General features: G+C 59.0%; 14 protein-coding genes. 6 read left to right on the forward strand and 8 right to left on the reverse strand.

Annotated features, from left to right (window positions below):
- Window positions 1-180: DUF72 domain-containing protein (locus tag NTW95_02655; protein MCX6556321.1), on the forward strand; the 180-nt coding region annotated here is incomplete at its 5' end.
- A 52-nt stretch (window positions 181-232) separates the two neighbouring features.
- Here the strand turns inward: NTW95_02655 and NTW95_02660 are convergent.
- Window positions 233-469: a hypothetical protein gene (locus tag NTW95_02660; GenBank protein MCX6556322.1), complete on the reverse strand. Its 237-nt coding sequence runs from the start codon at window positions 467-469 to the stop codon at window positions 233-235.
- Window positions 470-708: 239 nt separating this feature from the next.
- Here NTW95_02660 and NTW95_02665 point away from each other — a divergent pair, with 239 nt between their 5' ends.
- Window positions 709-1311 carry a gamma-glutamyl-gamma-aminobutyrate hydrolase family protein gene (locus NTW95_02665; GenBank protein MCX6556323.1) on the forward strand — a complete coding sequence of 201 codons (603 nt, stop codon included), beginning with the start codon at window positions 709-711 and terminating at the stop codon, window positions 1309-1311.
- 218 nt (window positions 1312-1529) lie between these two features.
- Here the strand turns inward: NTW95_02665 and NTW95_02670 are convergent, their stop codons facing one another.
- The 6 genes from NTW95_02670 to NTW95_02695 form a co-directional block, all read right to left on the reverse strand.
- Window positions 1530-3563, reverse strand: a complete 2034-nt coding sequence (locus NTW95_02670; protein MCX6556324.1) for a hypothetical protein — start codon at window positions 3561-3563, stop codon at window positions 1530-1532.
- 217 nt (window positions 3564-3780) lie between these two features.
- Window positions 3781-4659: a hypothetical protein gene (locus tag NTW95_02675; protein MCX6556325.1), complete on the reverse strand. Its 879-nt coding sequence runs from the start codon at window positions 4657-4659 to the stop codon at window positions 3781-3783.
- A 10-nt stretch (window positions 4660-4669) separates the two neighbouring features.
- Entirely contained in the window at window positions 4670-6754 is a 2085-nt protein-coding gene (locus NTW95_02680; protein ID MCX6556326.1) for a M1 family metallopeptidase, read from the reverse strand.
- Window positions 6755-6959: 205 nt separating this feature from the next.
- Entirely contained in the window at window positions 6960-7907 is a 948-nt protein-coding gene (locus tag NTW95_02685) for a CBS domain-containing protein (protein ID MCX6556327.1), read from the reverse strand.
- The gene (locus tag NTW95_02690; GenBank protein MCX6556328.1) at window positions 7891-8250 is read right to left on the reverse strand and encodes a DRTGG domain-containing protein; all 360 of its coding nucleotides are present in this window, start codon (window positions 8248-8250) and stop codon (window positions 7891-7893) included. The genes NTW95_02685 and NTW95_02690 overlap by 17 nt, the downstream gene beginning before the upstream one ends.
- A gap of 57 nt (window positions 8251-8307) precedes the next feature.
- On the reverse strand, window positions 8308-8862 hold the full coding sequence (locus NTW95_02695) for a desulfoferrodoxin FeS4 iron-binding domain-containing protein (protein MCX6556329.1): 555 nt from the start codon (window positions 8860-8862) through the stop codon (window positions 8308-8310).
- A gap of 138 nt (window positions 8863-9000) precedes the next feature.
- Between NTW95_02695 and NTW95_02700 the strand changes: the two genes are divergently transcribed.
- Both NTW95_02700 and NTW95_02705 read left to right on the forward strand, forming a co-directional pair.
- Window positions 9001-10680, forward strand: a complete 1680-nt coding sequence (locus tag NTW95_02700; protein MCX6556330.1) for a serine/threonine protein kinase — start codon at window positions 9001-9003, stop codon at window positions 10678-10680.
- Entirely contained in the window at window positions 10677-11813 is a 1137-nt protein-coding gene (locus tag NTW95_02705; protein ID MCX6556331.1) for a PEGA domain-containing protein, read from the forward strand. Before NTW95_02700 ends, NTW95_02705 begins: the two co-directional genes overlap by 4 nt.
- On the opposite strand, the gene NTW95_02710 is transcribed toward NTW95_02705, so the two are convergent.
- Entirely contained in the window at window positions 11804-11920 is a 117-nt protein-coding gene (locus tag NTW95_02710) for a desulfoferrodoxin FeS4 iron-binding domain-containing protein (GenBank protein ID MCX6556332.1), read from the reverse strand. The genes NTW95_02705 and NTW95_02710 overlap by 10 nt on opposite strands.
- A gap of 189 nt (window positions 11921-12109) precedes the next feature.
- Between NTW95_02710 and NTW95_02715 the strand changes: the two genes are divergently transcribed.
- Entirely contained in the window at window positions 12110-14626 is a 2517-nt protein-coding gene (locus NTW95_02715) for a hypothetical protein (GenBank protein ID MCX6556333.1), read from the forward strand.
- 40 nt (window positions 14627-14666) lie between these two features.
- Entirely contained in the window at window positions 14667-14960 is a 294-nt protein-coding gene (locus NTW95_02720; GenBank protein MCX6556334.1) for a hypothetical protein, read from the forward strand.
- The last annotated feature ends 230 nt before the right edge of the window (window positions 14961-15190 follow it).

The following is a 15190-nucleotide window of genomic DNA, read 5'->3' on the forward strand; positions in this document are numbered from 1 at the left end:
GGCAAAGAACGGTATAATTACCTGAACAAGAAGGAAGAGTTGGCCGAGTGGACCCCGAAGGTGAAGAAGATGGCGGACATCACCGACGCCGTGTACGTCTTCTTCAACAACTGCCACGCCGGCCAGGCCGTGCTCAACGCCCGCATGATGGAGGAGATCCTCGGCCTCGAGCGGGAGTAGATGGCTCCGGCACGGCGTGGGTGTACAGCATGCGCGATTCCCCGCGGCGGGTCTACGCCCGGCGCAGGGTGTGGTCGCGCAGCAGCTGGCGCTCGGCGCGCAGCAGCTTCTGGCGCTTGATGAAAGTAGCCAGGGTCATCTTGCGCTCGTTGTGGAAGGTGCGCGAAATGTGGCAGCGGCTGAGCTGGAAGCGCTCGGCCAGTTTTTTGATGGTCAGGTCGGCGATTCTGTCTTCGGGTAATTGAACCACGTAGCGGAAGATGTCGTCGGTGATGTTCTTGTTTCTCACTGCCTCTCCTCTCTCCATAGATATGCCCTTGCCAAGCAAGTGGCTTGCCAAAATAACAGGACCAAACGGAAACCATTAATGGGAAAGGCTTTTCACATGAATGCGCTGATTATAAATTGCGGCCGGCCAACTTAAAATGTCCCGTTTTGAAACAGCGGTTGTCCCGTTTTGCTACATAATAGCGGCGACAAGGTCGGGGTTCTGTTGAAAAACAGGAGGAAAAAATTTAAAATGCCCGCATGAAACAAAAGCTCCTGTTCATCAACTGCTACCGGGAGGAGGCCGAAAAGAAATTTGAAGCTTACCGGGACTGGCTGCACGCCGGGGCGGAAGCGGCCGGAATGGCGCTGGAGATCGCGGTCTTTGCCGATCGGGATCCCTTCCCGTCCGGTTCCGAGCCGGCCGTGACGATTGTTTCCGGGTCGCAGAAGATGGTGGCCGCCGGCGAGGTTGAACCCGGGTTGCGCCGTTTTTTGGCGGCGATGCGCCGTCCGCTGCTGGGCATTTGCTACGGCCATCAGGCTTTGGCCGCAGCCTTCGGCGCCTGCGTTAAAAAGGGCGCGCAGGCGCACCTGGGAAACGAAGAGCTCCTCCTGATCCGCTCGGAGGGGATCTTCCTCGATTTCCCCCGGGTTTTCAAAATGGCCGAAAGCCACGAGGAGATCGTGGCCGACGACCGGGCCCTGTCGGCGAATTTCAATCTCCTGGCCGTGAACGCCGCCAATCAGGTCGAGGCGATCGCTCACCGGCAATTCCCCCTGTTTGGTGTGCAGTTCCATCCGGAAAAGTCGGGAGAGTTTGGGATTAAGTTGTTGGCAAATTTTTTAAAGATGTTAGAATAAAACAGAGTAGGGGCGACCGGCCACCTTCGGTGACATACTCTCACTATGATTTCAACCAGTCATTAAATTGTTGAAATCATTTAGTGAAAGTATACCATCACTAGATGTTTTCAGCATATGGGGGAAATTACTGAAAACATAGTGATGGTAGACAAATCAAATTCGCCAAAGTTGGTGAATGATTTGTGCTGCCGGGTCGCCCTTACCCATTGTGGAATTTATTTTTTAATGATTTTCAGCGCTTCCTCTGCCGCCGCCAGCAGCGGCGCGGTTGAAAGCTCTTCGCCCACGGCGTTCTTCAGCCACAGCTGAGGAATCAGGCGCCCGGCCTGGCACATGCGCTCCATTTCCGCGCCCAGGGACTTGCCGGCCAGGAATCCTTCCAGCTGGAACTCGACCAGGTGCCCGAGTGGATAGTCGGGCAGGTACAGGGCGGCGTCGATCATGTGCGAGTAGCTGGCCAGGATGACCTGGTCGCGGACGCCGAAGAGGTCGGCGTAGTATTGGTTCCATACGTCGCGGGCGATGGCCAGCACCGATTTACGCAGGGCGGCCGGGGTGGCGTCGGGCTTCTGGTACAGCCACTCCCAGACCTTCATGTCAACCAACGCCACGCCCATGATCTCGTAGGTCATCCACAAGGTATCCAGGGCCTTGAGCTGCTCGGCGTGCCGGTCCTCGTTCTTCAGGCCCAGGACCTCCAGGTCGCGGTTCTGGAAAATGAAGGCGAAGGCCTCGCTGATCGCCGTGTTGGGCACACCGGCCATCAGGTAAGAATCGACTTTTTGCAGGCTCAGGGTCTGCTCGACGCAGTGGCCCAGCTCGTGCATGGCCACCTGGAAGCCCTGGTAATTCATGCCCCCGGCGGGGACGCGCGTGCGCAGGCGCGACTTTTCCCCCTTCATCAGCGGCCCCCAGGCGTGGCCGGCGCCGCGGGCCGGGTCGACCACGATGCGGCTGGCCAGGAAATCGGCGCTCTTGGCCGTGAATCCCAGCTGCTGCAGGATGTTGCGCATGTCCTTTTCAAAGGCCTTGAAATCGGGATATTTCTGGCTCACCCGCCGGTCCAGCTCGCTTTCGGCGATCCGGCCCCGGGCCTTGAAGCCGTCGTACCAGATGTCGAACGGCTGCAGTTTCCGGCCCAGGCGCTTCTGGACCAGGGCGGCGACCGCCTTCACCGGGGCCGAGGTCAACACCTCGGCGAAAAGCGTTTCCACGGTGACGGCCGGCAGCTCCCGTTCCAGTTCGAATTTTCTCTGCGCGTAACTTGGCAAACTGGGGAAAAAGGGGTCGAAGTCTTTCAGGGCCTTGAAGATGTCCAACAGGTGCAGATAGCGGGAGTCGGGTTCGGGAGTCCAGCCGATCTCCTTGTTATCCTTGAAAACCTTGTTGCTGAACGGGTTCCAACGAAACTCGCCGCGGTTGACCATCGGCTGGGGGATGTCCTGCTGGACAATGCGCTTGAGCACTTCGTAGATCATCTCCTGCCCGGCCAATCCCTTACGGTCGGCGTAGAGGGCCTTGATCCGGTCGCGCAGCCCCCAGTGGCTGATCAGCTTCAGGTTTTCCGGGAAAAGGGTTTTCTGGTGGTTGTCGACCAGGCTGCCCATGAAGATGTTGTATTCGGCGATGTAGGTTTCGGCTTCGCTGATGGCAACGGCCGCTTTCTGGTTCAAGCGGGCCGGGAGGCGCGACAGGAACAGGTCGCCGCAACGGGCGTAGGCCCAGTCCTGGCGGCTCCAGCTGGGCCCCAGCTCGGTCTTTTCCGCCAGGGTGTAGCTGGGGAAATTGAGCAGGACCTCGAAGGCGATCTTGCCGGCGAACATGTCCTCGCTCAGGTGGGCGAAAGGGTCGAACTGGCCGAAGCGTTCGTCGCTGGGGGAAATTTCACCCCAGTCGAGCTGCAGGGGCTTTTTCAGCTCCAGGCTGACCTGGTTCAGGTGCCCGTACAGGACCTCGAAAATCCTTTCCAGGCGCTTGCACAAGGCCTGCAGGCGCTCGGGGCTGCCGATGAAACTTTCACGGCAGAATTTGGCGTAGGCCTCGGCGCTGCCGTCCTCGGCGCGCCAGAATGCGGCTACCTGCTGCAGCCCCTTGTCGATGCGTGCCTTGCTGGCTTCGCCGTATTTCGTCAGCAGGAAACTGCGCACCTCATCCTGGGTCTCCTTGTCGATGACCATGGTTTGCCCCCCCAATGTGACGAAAAAAATCAATATCAGCACTATTTTTAGGAAAAAACTATTGCTTTTCAACTGGGCCTCCCAGGGCTTTAATTTAGCATGAGGGCAGCAGAAAATCAAGGCAAAAAGTGAAGGAGCTTGGTTAACGGCGTACGGTATACGGTGGACGGCAAAGAAAGACGATATGGAATTCTTTTTAAATCGGCAATATAAAACCTTCGCTCTCTGCCGGAGAAATTCCTTTTCTTTATTATCTTTATCTGCCCGTACGCCGTCAACCGTCGGCCGTCTACCCAGTTTCTTTCATGTTCTCCCTGGAAAACTTGAGCTCGGTCGCGTAAAAAAGCACTTTGCTCCACTGGCGGCAGAGAATATGGAACTGCTGCCACAGAAAGACGAGCAGCAGCCAAAGCGGGCGGTCCTTGGGCAGGATGCGCGCGACCTCCAGGTAGAGAAACATCAGCGCCACCAGGACCAGCCCGGCCAGCAGAAAAAGGCTCCAGGCACTGAAAAAGCGCCGGCCGAGGAAGCGGGCCGTCCGCTTGATCTCCTGCCAGACCTTTTTGCGGCCGTTGGCGACCAAGCCGATCTTGACGTAGTCGAAGAACATGGACACGACCGTCAGCAGCAACACCAGCGCCAGCAAACGCAGGTTGCTGACGATCAAGGCCAGCCATTCGGTTGGAGCCCGGCGGTCGATAATTTCGAGGAGGGCTTTGATCAGGGAAAAGCCGATCCCCACGAACACCAGGTAAACCGGGATGGAAGCGAGGAACAGCCGCAGCAAGCTCCAGAAATGGAGGCCGCAGTCTTGGAAAAAATCGGCCAGCGTTGTTTTACCCCCCGGGCGGTTCAGGCAGCCGATGACGCCGCCGTTGAGAAAGACGGTCAGGAGAAGGTACAGGGCTATCGCCAGCAGCATGGAACCGAAAACCGTCGGGGCGACGTTCATGTAGCGGTAGATGAAATCGCCCAGCCAGAAGATATCGAGCTTGTGCAGCATCCGCTCACCCGAGAAAGAATGGGACATGTGTTTCATCATCAGGAAAAAGAACGGGCCGACGGCAAACAGCGAGAACAGGAGATTGACGGCCCACAGCCTGAAGGCCAGGCGGCCCTTTTTGAAGCTGATGCCAACCCCAGCGATCATTATTTTAAGGTTTCCCATGGTGCACTCCTTAGCTCAGGCTGCCGGCGAATTGCAGCAGGTTCTGTATCCAGAAGAGCAGCTTGCTGGTCCAGCGCATGGTGCCGGACAGGCGCGCCTTGACGATGAAGCTGTTGTTGCTCAGGTCGCGGTCGATGAGGAACACGTTGTCGGGGTCAACCTGGGCGTACTTGACCTTGCTGGCGCCAATAAAGCTGAATTCGGCCCAGCTGCCCTGGCCGTCCCAATATTCGGTCTTTTGCGAGCCGTCTTCGAAACCGATAACGACCTTTATCCGCACGCCCGGGCCGGGCCGGGCGTCGCCGAGGCGCCGCAGCCGCACCAGCGAGCGGTAGACGGGTTTCTTGTTCTTGCGGTCCAGCTCGCGGGCCGCCCGCGACGTGATCTCGGTCTTCTTCCCCTTTTCATCGAACACGCCGCGGCTGGTCATGATCTCGCTCGACGTGACGCTGTCGACGGCGTAGTCCCATTCGGCGGTACCGAAGAACAGTTCATCGAAAAACCAGTTCAGCTCCCGGCCGCTGACTTCGTTGGCCGTGGCGATGAAGTCGGCGGTGGTCGGATGCTTGAAGCGGAAGCGGCTGTGGAAGGCGCGCATGACGCGCAGCATGGCCTCCTTGCCGATGAGGTTTTCCAGTGTGTCCAGGCTGATCCCCGTCCGCATGTAGACGTTCATGGCGTAGCTCATCGGGTCGTAGAATTTCCAGGAGACGGTGACGATCGGATCGTAGGTGACAGCCTGGATGGCCGCCATGCGGTCCAATTCCAGGTCGGCGTACTTGAACGGGCCGCTGTAGCGGGTCAGGGGGATGCCGGCCAGGACCAGGGGGACGCTGCCGGGGCCGTAGGCCTTGGCCAGGACCTTGCCGGTGGAATAGGTGTTGATGCCCTCGTCCAGCCAGGCCTCCTCGAACTCGTTACTGGCCGACAGGCCGTACCAGTAGCCGTGGCCGAACTCGTGAACGATCACCATCTCGGGATCGTTGGCCTGCGGGCTGGGCAGGACCTGGGTGCCGGCGGTGAAGATGGTCTGGTATTCCATGCCGCCGCTGCCGCTGCGGAAGGGCGGGTCGATCAACGTGACCTGTTCGTAGGGGTAGGCCCCGTACCAGAGGCCGTAATACTTCAGGGCCGTGCGCAGCGCCTTGAAATGGCGGTCAATCTGGCCGCGGTGCTCGGGGTTGATCAGCAGGATCATCTTGACGTCGCGCAGCTTGACCGCCTCGATGGGCAGCCTCAGCGTCGAGGCGATCTCGCGGTATTCCTGGGCGCTGACCTCGCGGTCGGCGACGAAGTCGCGCACGATCTTGAGGTAATCGGGGTCGGCGGTCCAGGCAAAATCGTGGATGCGCTCCTGCTCGTAGGTGACGGTGGTCGTGCCGCGTTTTTTGTCGCTGCTGCGGGCCGTCTCTTTGCCGGCGGCGCCCACCACGTATTCGCTGGGCACGGTGATGTGCACGCGAAAGCCGGCGAAGTCGGCAAAGAATTCGCTGTTCAGGTGGTACTGGTGGCAGTTCCAGCCCTTGCCCTCCTGGTAGACGCCGGGCTTGGGGAACCACTGGCCGATGAAGTAGCCGTTGTGGTAGTAGCCCGAGCGGCGGATCGTCTTCGGCACCTTGGCCTTGAACGCCAGTTCCATCTTCAACGTTTCGCCAGGGAGGAGCGGCTTGGGCAGCAGCACGCGCATGACGGTCTGGTCGTCGCCCTGCCGGGGCTCGTCCGGGGTCATGAACTGCATGGCACCGGTCAGGTCGGTGCCGTCGGCCAGGCTGAATTTTTCCACGTCGATCCAACCCCAGCCGCCGTCCTTGACCCGGGTGTCGCCGTGGAACGTGCCCGACGGGTCGTCGTGGAGAGCCTCGCTCATCAGGGCGCTTTTTTCGTTTTTAAAGGCGTTCCAATAAAGGTGGAACCAGATGTCGGGGACGGCGTCGCGGCTGGTGTTCGTCCAGCTGATGGTTTCCCTTCCTTGCAGCATTTTCTGGGCCGGATCGAGAGTGACCCAGATCTCGTACTGCAGCGGGTCTGCCGAGGCTTGCGCGATGATAGGCAGAACCAATGCCAGAAAAGCTAGAAATATTTTTGCTTTTTTCATGCTGTCTCCTAAGTAAGGGATTATCCAACAAATCCCCGGGGAATTCAATTTAGTGAACATCTAATCCTATGCTTTTGTTTCATTTGTTGGGATTCTGTCTTGGGTAGGGAACGCAGATCTGCGTTCCCTACAGAAGAAATTCTATATTCATTCTTTATTCTTTCCCGTCTACCGTCAACCGTTTGCCGTACACCAAGTACTGACTTCAGATAATCGGCCAAGTCTGCTGGGGGAGGTAAAATATCATTTCTACCTGGGTGCCGGCGTTCTTTTCCGAGATGATCACCAGCTTGTCGGCGAAGCGCTTCATGTTGGCGATGCCCATGCCGGCGCCGAAGCCGCGCTCGCGGATGTAGTCGGGGGCGGTCGAGTAGCCCTCCTTCATGGCCTTTTCCAGGTCCTCGATACCGATGCCGTTGTCCACCACGCGCACGATGAAGCGGTCCTCGTCCTGGAAAAAATAGCTGTCGCCCTGGCCGCGGCTGTGGATGACGACGTTGGTCTCGGCCTCGTAGGTGGCCACGCCGACGCGACGCACGATGTCGTTGGGGAAATTCTTGCCGGCCAAGAACTGCTTGAGCATGGCGGCGCCGCTGCCGGCGGCGTCGATGTCGTTGCTGTCGATCGGGTAATGGAACTCGGCCTCCTCGCTGATCAGCCGCTCGCCGGTGATGATCGAGAATTCGCTGTTCAGGGTGGAGGTCCGTTTCTGGTCGTGGAGGTAGATGAGGTTGAACTTTTCCAGGATGCCGTGCATGATGTCTTCCTTGCTGATGATGCCCAGAACGTGCTTCTCGTCGTCGACCACCGGGAAGCGCCCGTACTTGTAATTCTCGAACTTGTCGACCACCGCCACCAGCGAGTCGTCCTTGTGGATGGTGACGACTTCGGTGGACATGATCTTGCGGATGGGATCGTTGATGATGTTGAATTCCAGGGCGTGGATGATGTCCTCGATGCTGATGATGCCGATCAGCTGCTTGCGCTCGTCGACCACGGGGATGCCGGAAATCTTCTTGATCTTCATCAGCTCCTTGGCGTGGGCGATCTTTTTTTCGCCCGAGATCTCGACCACGTGGGAGCTCATGATGTCGCCGGCCTTGATGCCCTCGAAGATGGCCGCGTACTTGGCGAGCTTAAGATTTTCCGTCATCGCTGCCCCGCAAGCCCGAGGCGTAGATCTTGCCGCAGGACGAGTACAGGTAGCCGCGGGTCCTGAGCAGCAGGAAATTGTTGGCGCGGGCAAAGGCGATGGTCTCCGGGGCGATGTTCTTGCCGCGCACCACGATCAGCCCCAGCAGGTCGGTGACCAGGGCGGTGCGGATGACCTGCGGGTACGTGTAGCCGGTGAGGATGATCATCCCCGGCTTGGACAGCGCCAGCATGTCGCTGATCATGTCACTGGCGCCGACCGACTTCACTTCCTCGCCGAGCTTGTCCTCACCCGAAAGCACTTCGGCATCGAGCATGGCGACGATATCGCGGACAATGATCATGTTTTCAGACCTCTTCGCCGGGCCAGGCGGATCGGGCGCCGGGCGCAGCCTATCATTTCAGTTTTCGCTGTAGATCTCTTTTTCGTACTCGGTTTCCAGGCGCAGCTTGTGCTTGGCCTCTTCCTGGGCCAGGGCCAGGAAGGTGTCGCGCAGCCCCTCGTCCTGGGCCATGGCTGCCAGGTCGTTGTAGAACTTGAACGAGGACTTTTCCCGGCGCATGGCCACGATCAGCGCCTCCTGGTAGTCCATGCCCGGGGTGGGGACGATGTTGACCAGGTAGTCGACGATCTTCAGGTCGGTCACCTGCTTGGCCGCGGGCTTGAAGGTGCTGCCCGTTTTGACCCGCTGGAGCTTTTCCTTGTGCTTGTTCTCCTCGCCGGCGAACTGGACGAACTGCTCGCTCAGTGCTTTGTTTTCCAGCTTCTTCGACCACTCCAAGTAGAACTGGCGCGCCTCCTCTTCCTTTTCGATGGCGAAGTCCAGGACCTCGTTGACCGACTTGAAGGTCGTCAGCATATCCATCGGCTGGCCGCAGCAGACCAGTTCTCCCTTGCCCGCGGCGATCACCTTGACGATCTTGCCGCATATTGCGCACTTGTAGAATTCACTCATGGCTACCTCCAGGTTTTTCAAAACCTGATTGTAGCATTGCTGGGGAAAAATCGCAAACAGAGGTAGGGGCACGGCGCGCCGTGCCCCTACATGCCTTTCCGCCTTGTTTTTAATTTTTCGCGGGACTATAATTCGGTCGTGGAATGCAACACCTGTCATGGCGAGATCCCCGAAGGGTTGACGATTTGCCCGCATTGCGGCGGCCGCGCCGCCGTTGAACGGGGAAGGCTCGCCGAGCTGAAGAAAATATTTTCCAACCGCTACGATTTCATCCGCTTGCTGGGCATCGGCGGCTTCGCCGAGGTCTATCTCGCCCTGGACAAGATGCTGGAAAGGGAAGTGGCCATCAAGATCCTGCTGCCGCAGCACAGCCAGGACCCGCAGACGGTCGAGCGCTTCCTGCGCGAGGCACGGCTGTATGCCAAGCTGGAGCACAAGAACATCATCCCCGTCTACGACACCGGCATCCTGGAGGGGCAGGTTTTCATCACCATGAAGTACATCCGCGGCGAAAGCCTGAAGCACGTCCTGCTGGCCCAGAAGCGGATCGCCGCATCGCAGCTGCCCGGCATCATCAGCGGCGTGGCGCAGGCCATGGCCTACATCCACCGCAAGGGGATCATCCACCGCGACATCAAGCCGGCCAACATCATCGTTGAAAAAGCGACACGGAACGTCTACCTGGCCGATTTCGGCATCGCCCGCGCCGAGTCGAGCCAAACGCTGACCCAGACCGGCATGATTGTCGGCACGCCGTATTACCTGTCGCCCGAACAGATCAAGGGCCGGAAGACCGACCAGCGTTCGGACATTTATTCTCTGGGCGCCACCTTGTACGAACTGGCCGCCGGCGAGCCGCCGTTCATGGGCGATTCGCCGCTGCAGATCCTTTACCAGCACATCAACGAAAATGCCAGGTCCCTGACCAAGCTGGTCCCGAACATCGATCCCGTCGTGCAGCGCATCATCGTCCGCTGCCTGGAAAAAGACCCGGAGCGGCGTTTCCAGAACGCCGCCGAGATCCTGGCCATACTCGAGGACGGGGCGGGTGCCTTCCCGAACGCCCATTTCGAAAAAACGGTGCTCACGGCCGACATCCGGCCGCGCCGCCGCCCGGCATGGAAGGTAGCGGCTGCCCTGGTTTTCTGCGCGGCGGTGGCCTGCGGCGTCTACTTCATTTGGCTGAACAAAACCGGGCCTTCACCCGTCCCGGTCAAAAAAGAAACAATGACCGTCGTTGCGCCCAAGACCATTGTCAAGGAGGAACCGCTACCGGAGCCAGCCGGTAAACAGGGCGAACGGGTTGCCATGCCGACGGACAACGCACCGGCAAGCAAAATGGAAATTTCTCTTCGCAAACCGGCCGGCAAGGCCCCGGAAAAGGCGGCGGCCCCGGGCACCGTTCATTTCAGTTCGTTTCCGCCGTTGGCCGATGTCTTCCTCGGCGCAAAAAAGATGGGCAACACCGAGCAAATGTTCGCCAGGGAATTCCCGCCCGGCGAATACCGCTTCACCTTTTCCATCCCAGACTACCGTTCTGCCGAGGTGCGCGTCATGGTCGTTGCCGGCGAAACAACGGCCGCCCATTTCCGCTTCCCGCCCTTCCGCAGCTTCACCATTATTGCCCGGCCTTTCGGCCGTGTGTTCATCGACAGCCGGGAATACGGCGACACGCCGCAGACGGTCAAGCTCGCCTACGGCGAACACCTGGTGCGCATCGCCAAGGGCGGCTATATGAACCAGGAGAGGACGATCCGCGTCGACGCCGGCACCAAGAATTCGATTTTTTTTGAGCTCAGCAAGGAGGAAAAAAAATGAGAACCAGCAAAAATACTGCCGCGCTGACGATTCTTCTGTTCGTCCTGGCCCTGGTTGCAGGCGCTTATCCGGCCCTCAATGCCCAGACCGCCCAAGGGGCGGACGACACGACCAAACTGGTCAGGGAGGCGGATGAAGCGTACCAAAACGGCAATTTCAAGCTGGCCATCGAAAAATACCAGCAAGCCATGCGCCTGATCGGCGAAAAGAAGGAGCTGGCCCAGACTAAACAGGAGCTCTTCCAGACCATGACCTCGCTGGCCTTGACCTATTTCACCATCCAGGAGAATGCCAAGGCGGAAAAACAGCTGGAGGACCTGATCCAGATCAATCCCAACCAGGAGCTGGACCCCGAATTCTACCCGCCGAAATTCGTGGAGATCTTCCGCGCCGTGCAGAGGAATTTCCTGGGCAGGCTGGTCGTCGACTCGGTCCCGGCTGGGGCCGAGGTGACGGTCAACAACAACAAGTCCGGCCGCACGTTGCTGACGCTGGAGAAAATGTTGAAGGGCAAGTATTCGCTCAAGCTGGAGCTCAAAGGGTTCAATGCTGCGGACCGGGAGATCATCGTCCAGGCGGCCATGGACAACCGCGAGAGCTTCCAGCTGGAGGCGCTGCCGCCGGTGGTTGAAAAAAAGGCCGAACCCGCCCCGGCCGAGGCCAAAAAGAAAAAGAAGCTCTCGCCCTGGATCATCGCCGGCGGCGCGGCCATTGTGGCCATGGCCATCGTGCTGCTGACCAGAAAAAAAACTGTAGTGCAACCCGTGCTGCAGTCGCTCTCCTTCAACAACGCCGCCTCCGTGCCCATTGACCTAATCCTGCCGACCTACATCCCGCTGCAGGTGAGCGGTGTTCCGGCCAAGATCGAGAAGATCGATTTCCGGGTTGTGATCGAACATCCTTTGCATATGGAAGATCTGATCGTAACCATCATCGGCAGCGACACCAACACCATGTACAACATCTGGAACCGCCAACAATCGGCCGTCGTACCGACGGTGATGAGCGGCACGATCAACGACTTCAACAACGTCGCCCCCAACGGCACCTGGCGTCTGCTGGTGCAGAACCAGGGCCACAACCCCGGCGGCAGGATCATGGAGTTCACGCTGAAAATCTTTTTTTACCAATAGAAATAGCCTACCGTCCCCTTGTTGCCGCCGCAGACCAACTGCCCCTGGCCCATGGTAATCACCTTGACGATTTTCCCGTAGATCGCGCACTTGTAAAAGTCGCTCATGGGCTACTTCCAGATTTTTAAGAGATTTTCATTTTAGCCACTGAATTGATTTTCCTAGTTGTATCTTTTATATTTCTTACTTCGCACTTTCCAGTCTCCATTCTAGCTGAGCCCGAGAACGGAGGGAACCGCCCGAAGTTCCTCAAACGATTGTTTTCGCCGGGGATCGGTGTATAATAAAAAAAAACGATGAAACCATACTCCCGTATTTCTCTCTATCTGCTGGCTGCAGCCGGGATGCTGAATTTTTTCTCGCCCTCTTTTCCGGCCTGGCCCTTTGCCCGCCTGCTTCCCTGGATCGTTTGCCTGACCGCCGCGTTTTTCGTTCTGGCTTTTGAGGCCTGGCGGTGCCGTGCATCAATCCTCCGGTACTTCCGCGACCGGCGACGCGCGGCTGGAATGGCCCTGGTGGCGGTGCTCGCCGTTCTGGTGCTGCGCCTGTTCATGCCACTGTTCCCGCTGGCCATGCTCGATGCCGACACCGAGGAGCCGGTCGAGGTCGCCCGGCGCATTGCCAGCGATGGCGCCCGGCCGGTCTATATCTTCAACCAGTTCTATCAGGGTGTCGCCGTCTCCTACCTATACGTCGCCGCCGCCGAGCTGACAGGAAAACTGCACACCTCCGTACAACTGGTCAACATCCTGCTAATCGCCGCCGGTGTCTTCTTTCTGGCCCTGTTCTGGCGACGTCTGGGTGGTGATTGGCTCGTCTGGATTCTGCTCGCCGCCTCGCTGTTCGAAAGTATGCAGTTGCTGGCGACTGTCACCGTCCGCGGATTCGCCCTTGTGTTCTGCCTGCTGGCTTACCTCATCCTGCAGATGCACGGCATCATCTGTGAAAACCGGCGCACCTTCTTTCGCACTGGGGCGGCTGCTGGACTGCTCTTTTTCCAGTACCAGCCGGCATTACTGTTCGCCGCCCTGCTGCTCGTCGCCGTCATTTTTTCCCGGTTCCACCGCGGTGATGCGCCCGAGGCAGCTGGAACGATCGGGGCAGGCTTCATTCTCGGCGCAGGACCGCACCTGCTGGCCGAAGCCTACAACGGCTTCATCAACACCACTTCGATCTTCTTGAGCAAGTCGGGCGGCATCCTGGCCCGGATCGCCGACCCGGTGAACATCGGCCGGCATTTCCTGTACCACCCGGCGCAAATCGAACCCGAGATAACTGCCTGGATCTTCTGGTCGTTGTTCGCCGCTGGCTTCGCCCTCTGCCTCTGGCTAGGCCTGAAAAAAAAACACCGGGCCGCCTTGCTGCCCCCCCTTCTCTACCTAGCGGCGGTGCTTGTGTCGGCCCTTTCGGGCGTCGCCCCCGATGATGCCCGTTTCTCCGCCCATTTCCGCATCTATACGCCACTGGCCCTACTCGTCGTCGCCGCGCCGTTCTGCCTGGGGGCGGTCCTGCGTAAAAAATGGACGCGCGTCGTCGTCGTCGTTGCCATACTGGCATGGAATGGCTTGCGCTTCGAATCCGATTGGCGGACCTATCACCGTTTTCATGGCTACAGCAGGCAAGTGGTCAAGCTGCTCAACCGCTCGCCGGCCCTCCTGTTCTTCGGCGAATACTGGTTCGCCCGCCGCTTCTGCGCTGCGCTGGCCCCGGGCAAGACTGTCCTGTCGGCCTCCTCTTTCATCAAGCCCGAGTTCTACCGCTCGCCCGGCCAATTTCTGCCCGATTATCTGACTGCGGCGGAAAATTGGCCGCATCTGGCCAAGGGCTACCTGGCCATGGCGCGGAACGCAGAGCGGTTAGTGGTGCTGCTCGACCGCCTGGGCTTCCGTTTCCGCCGCAGCCATGCAGGGGCGGTCGTATTATTCGATCGCTTCCGACCCGATCCGACGCCGGATTTACTGCATCATCTGGCCTTGGCCGAGCTCTTGTCCGACATGTCGGTACAGCGGCTTCTGCCGTCCACCACGCTTCTGCCCATTGTGCGCCGCAACGCTGGCCGCTTGGCTGTCGACATTCCGCTAGCAGCGGACGATCTGGCGGGCCGGCGCCTGATCCTCAAACGTGGCGGCTTCGTCCTGTCATGGCCGCCGCTGGCGGCGGACCTGCCCGTCGGCGCTGCCGTGGATGCCGGTAACTGGACACTGTATTTCTCCTGGAAAAGCGTACCGTTGTGCAGTGGTACGGCTAGCTTGGCAGCACCCGCCATGGTGGAGACGCCTCTGCTGCGCCTCGATCTGGGCGATCGCCGCCGCCTCTACTTCCTACCCGGACGAAGAGGCAGGCGGGATCCGGAGACGACGCTGCGACCACTTGGTCCGTCAGAGCGGCTGTATTCGGGGACCGACCATGCGGCCGAGGCTTCCGGGGCAGTCATTGGCGACGGCCTTCGCATCGCCGTTCTCGATTCGCGCATCCGCTGCTTGCGCCTCGACTTCCTGTCACCACTCGATTTCGACTCTCTCGCTTGGACGAAACGCTTCAAGCAATCCCTGCGGGTCTCGGCCGATGGTTCGCCCCGGCCTGCTATTCCCCTCGCCGTCGGAGCCAATTCAGTCCTCATTGCGGTATGTCCGGGCTCGACGATCGTGCTGCAGGCCGAGCACCGCTCATTTTTTGCCGCCGCCGACGCCGCGGGCGGAGTAGAGCTCGTACGCACCGGCCTGCTCTTGCGAAAAATCACCTGCCTCGATAGCTCCAGGCGCAAACTGGGCGATATCCTTCCCTTCCTATCTGTATCTGAAAAAAGCGATTGAGGCGGCCCCGGGCACCGTTCATTTCAGTTCGTTTCCGCCGTTGGCCGATGTCTTCCTCGGCGCAAAAAAGATGGGCAACACCGAGCAGATGTTCGCCAGGGAATTCCCGCCCGGCGAATACCGCTTCACCTTTTCCATCCCAGACTACCGTTTGGCCGAGGTGCGCGTCATGGTCGTTGCCGGCGAAACAACGGCCGCCCATTTCCGCTTCCCGCCCTTCCGCAGCTTCACTATCACGGCCAAGCCCTTCGGGCGCCTGATGGTGCAGAACCAGGGCCACAACCCCGGCGGCCGCATCCTGAACTTCACCCTGAAGATCTATTTTTATCAGTAAAAAACCTTTTTGCTAAGGCTTTTAAAAATCACAAAAAATTAACACAGCTTTTTCGCATCTTCATCTTTTTTATGTTCTTGATCTTTACTCCGAACTCCCAACACCGAACGTCTTCACTTCTTCATCCCTAAAGTCGGCGGATGATTTGTGCTGACCCTACGGGACAAATCAGATCCGTCAGGATAGACGGATGATTTGTGCTGCCGTCAGACTATTGACATTTCAGATGA

The sequence above is a fragment of the Candidatus Aminicenantes bacterium genome (genome assembly GCA_026393795.1).
Lineage (GTDB): Bacteria > Acidobacteriota > Aminicenantia > UBA2199 > UBA2199 > UBA2199.

Excerpts from the sequence above, each read along its gene's own strand:
- NTW95_02695 (MCX6556329.1), bottom strand. The coding sequence starts at position 8,862 with ATGAGTGAATTCTACAAGTGCGCAATATGCGGCAAGATCGTCAAGGTG.
- NTW95_02710 (MCX6556332.1), bottom strand. The coding sequence starts at position 11,920 with ATGAGCGACTTTTACAAGTGCGCGATCTACGGGAAAATCGTCAAGGTG.
- NTW95_02665 (MCX6556323.1), top strand. The coding sequence starts at position 709 with ATGAAACAAAAGCTCCTGTTCATCAACTGCTACCGGGAGGAGGCCGAA.
- NTW95_02690 (MCX6556328.1), bottom strand. The coding sequence starts at position 8,250 with ATGATCATTGTCCGCGATATCGTCGCCATGCTCGATGCCGAAGTGCTT.
- NTW95_02705 (MCX6556331.1), top strand. The coding sequence starts at position 10,677 with ATGAGAACCAGCAAAAATACTGCCGCGCTGACGATTCTTCTGTTCGTC.
- NTW95_02715 (MCX6556333.1), top strand. The coding sequence starts at position 12,110 with ATGAAACCATACTCCCGTATTTCTCTCTATCTGCTGGCTGCAGCCGGG.
- NTW95_02675 (MCX6556325.1), bottom strand. The coding sequence starts at position 4,659 with ATGGGAAACCTTAAAATAATGATCGCTGGGGTTGGCATCAGCTTCAAA.
- NTW95_02680 (MCX6556326.1), bottom strand. The coding sequence starts at position 6,754 with ATGAAAAAAGCAAAAATATTTCTAGCTTTTCTGGCATTGGTTCTGCCT.
- NTW95_02685 (MCX6556327.1), bottom strand. The coding sequence starts at position 7,907 with ATGACGGAAAATCTTAAGCTCGCCAAGTACGCGGCCATCTTCGAGGGC.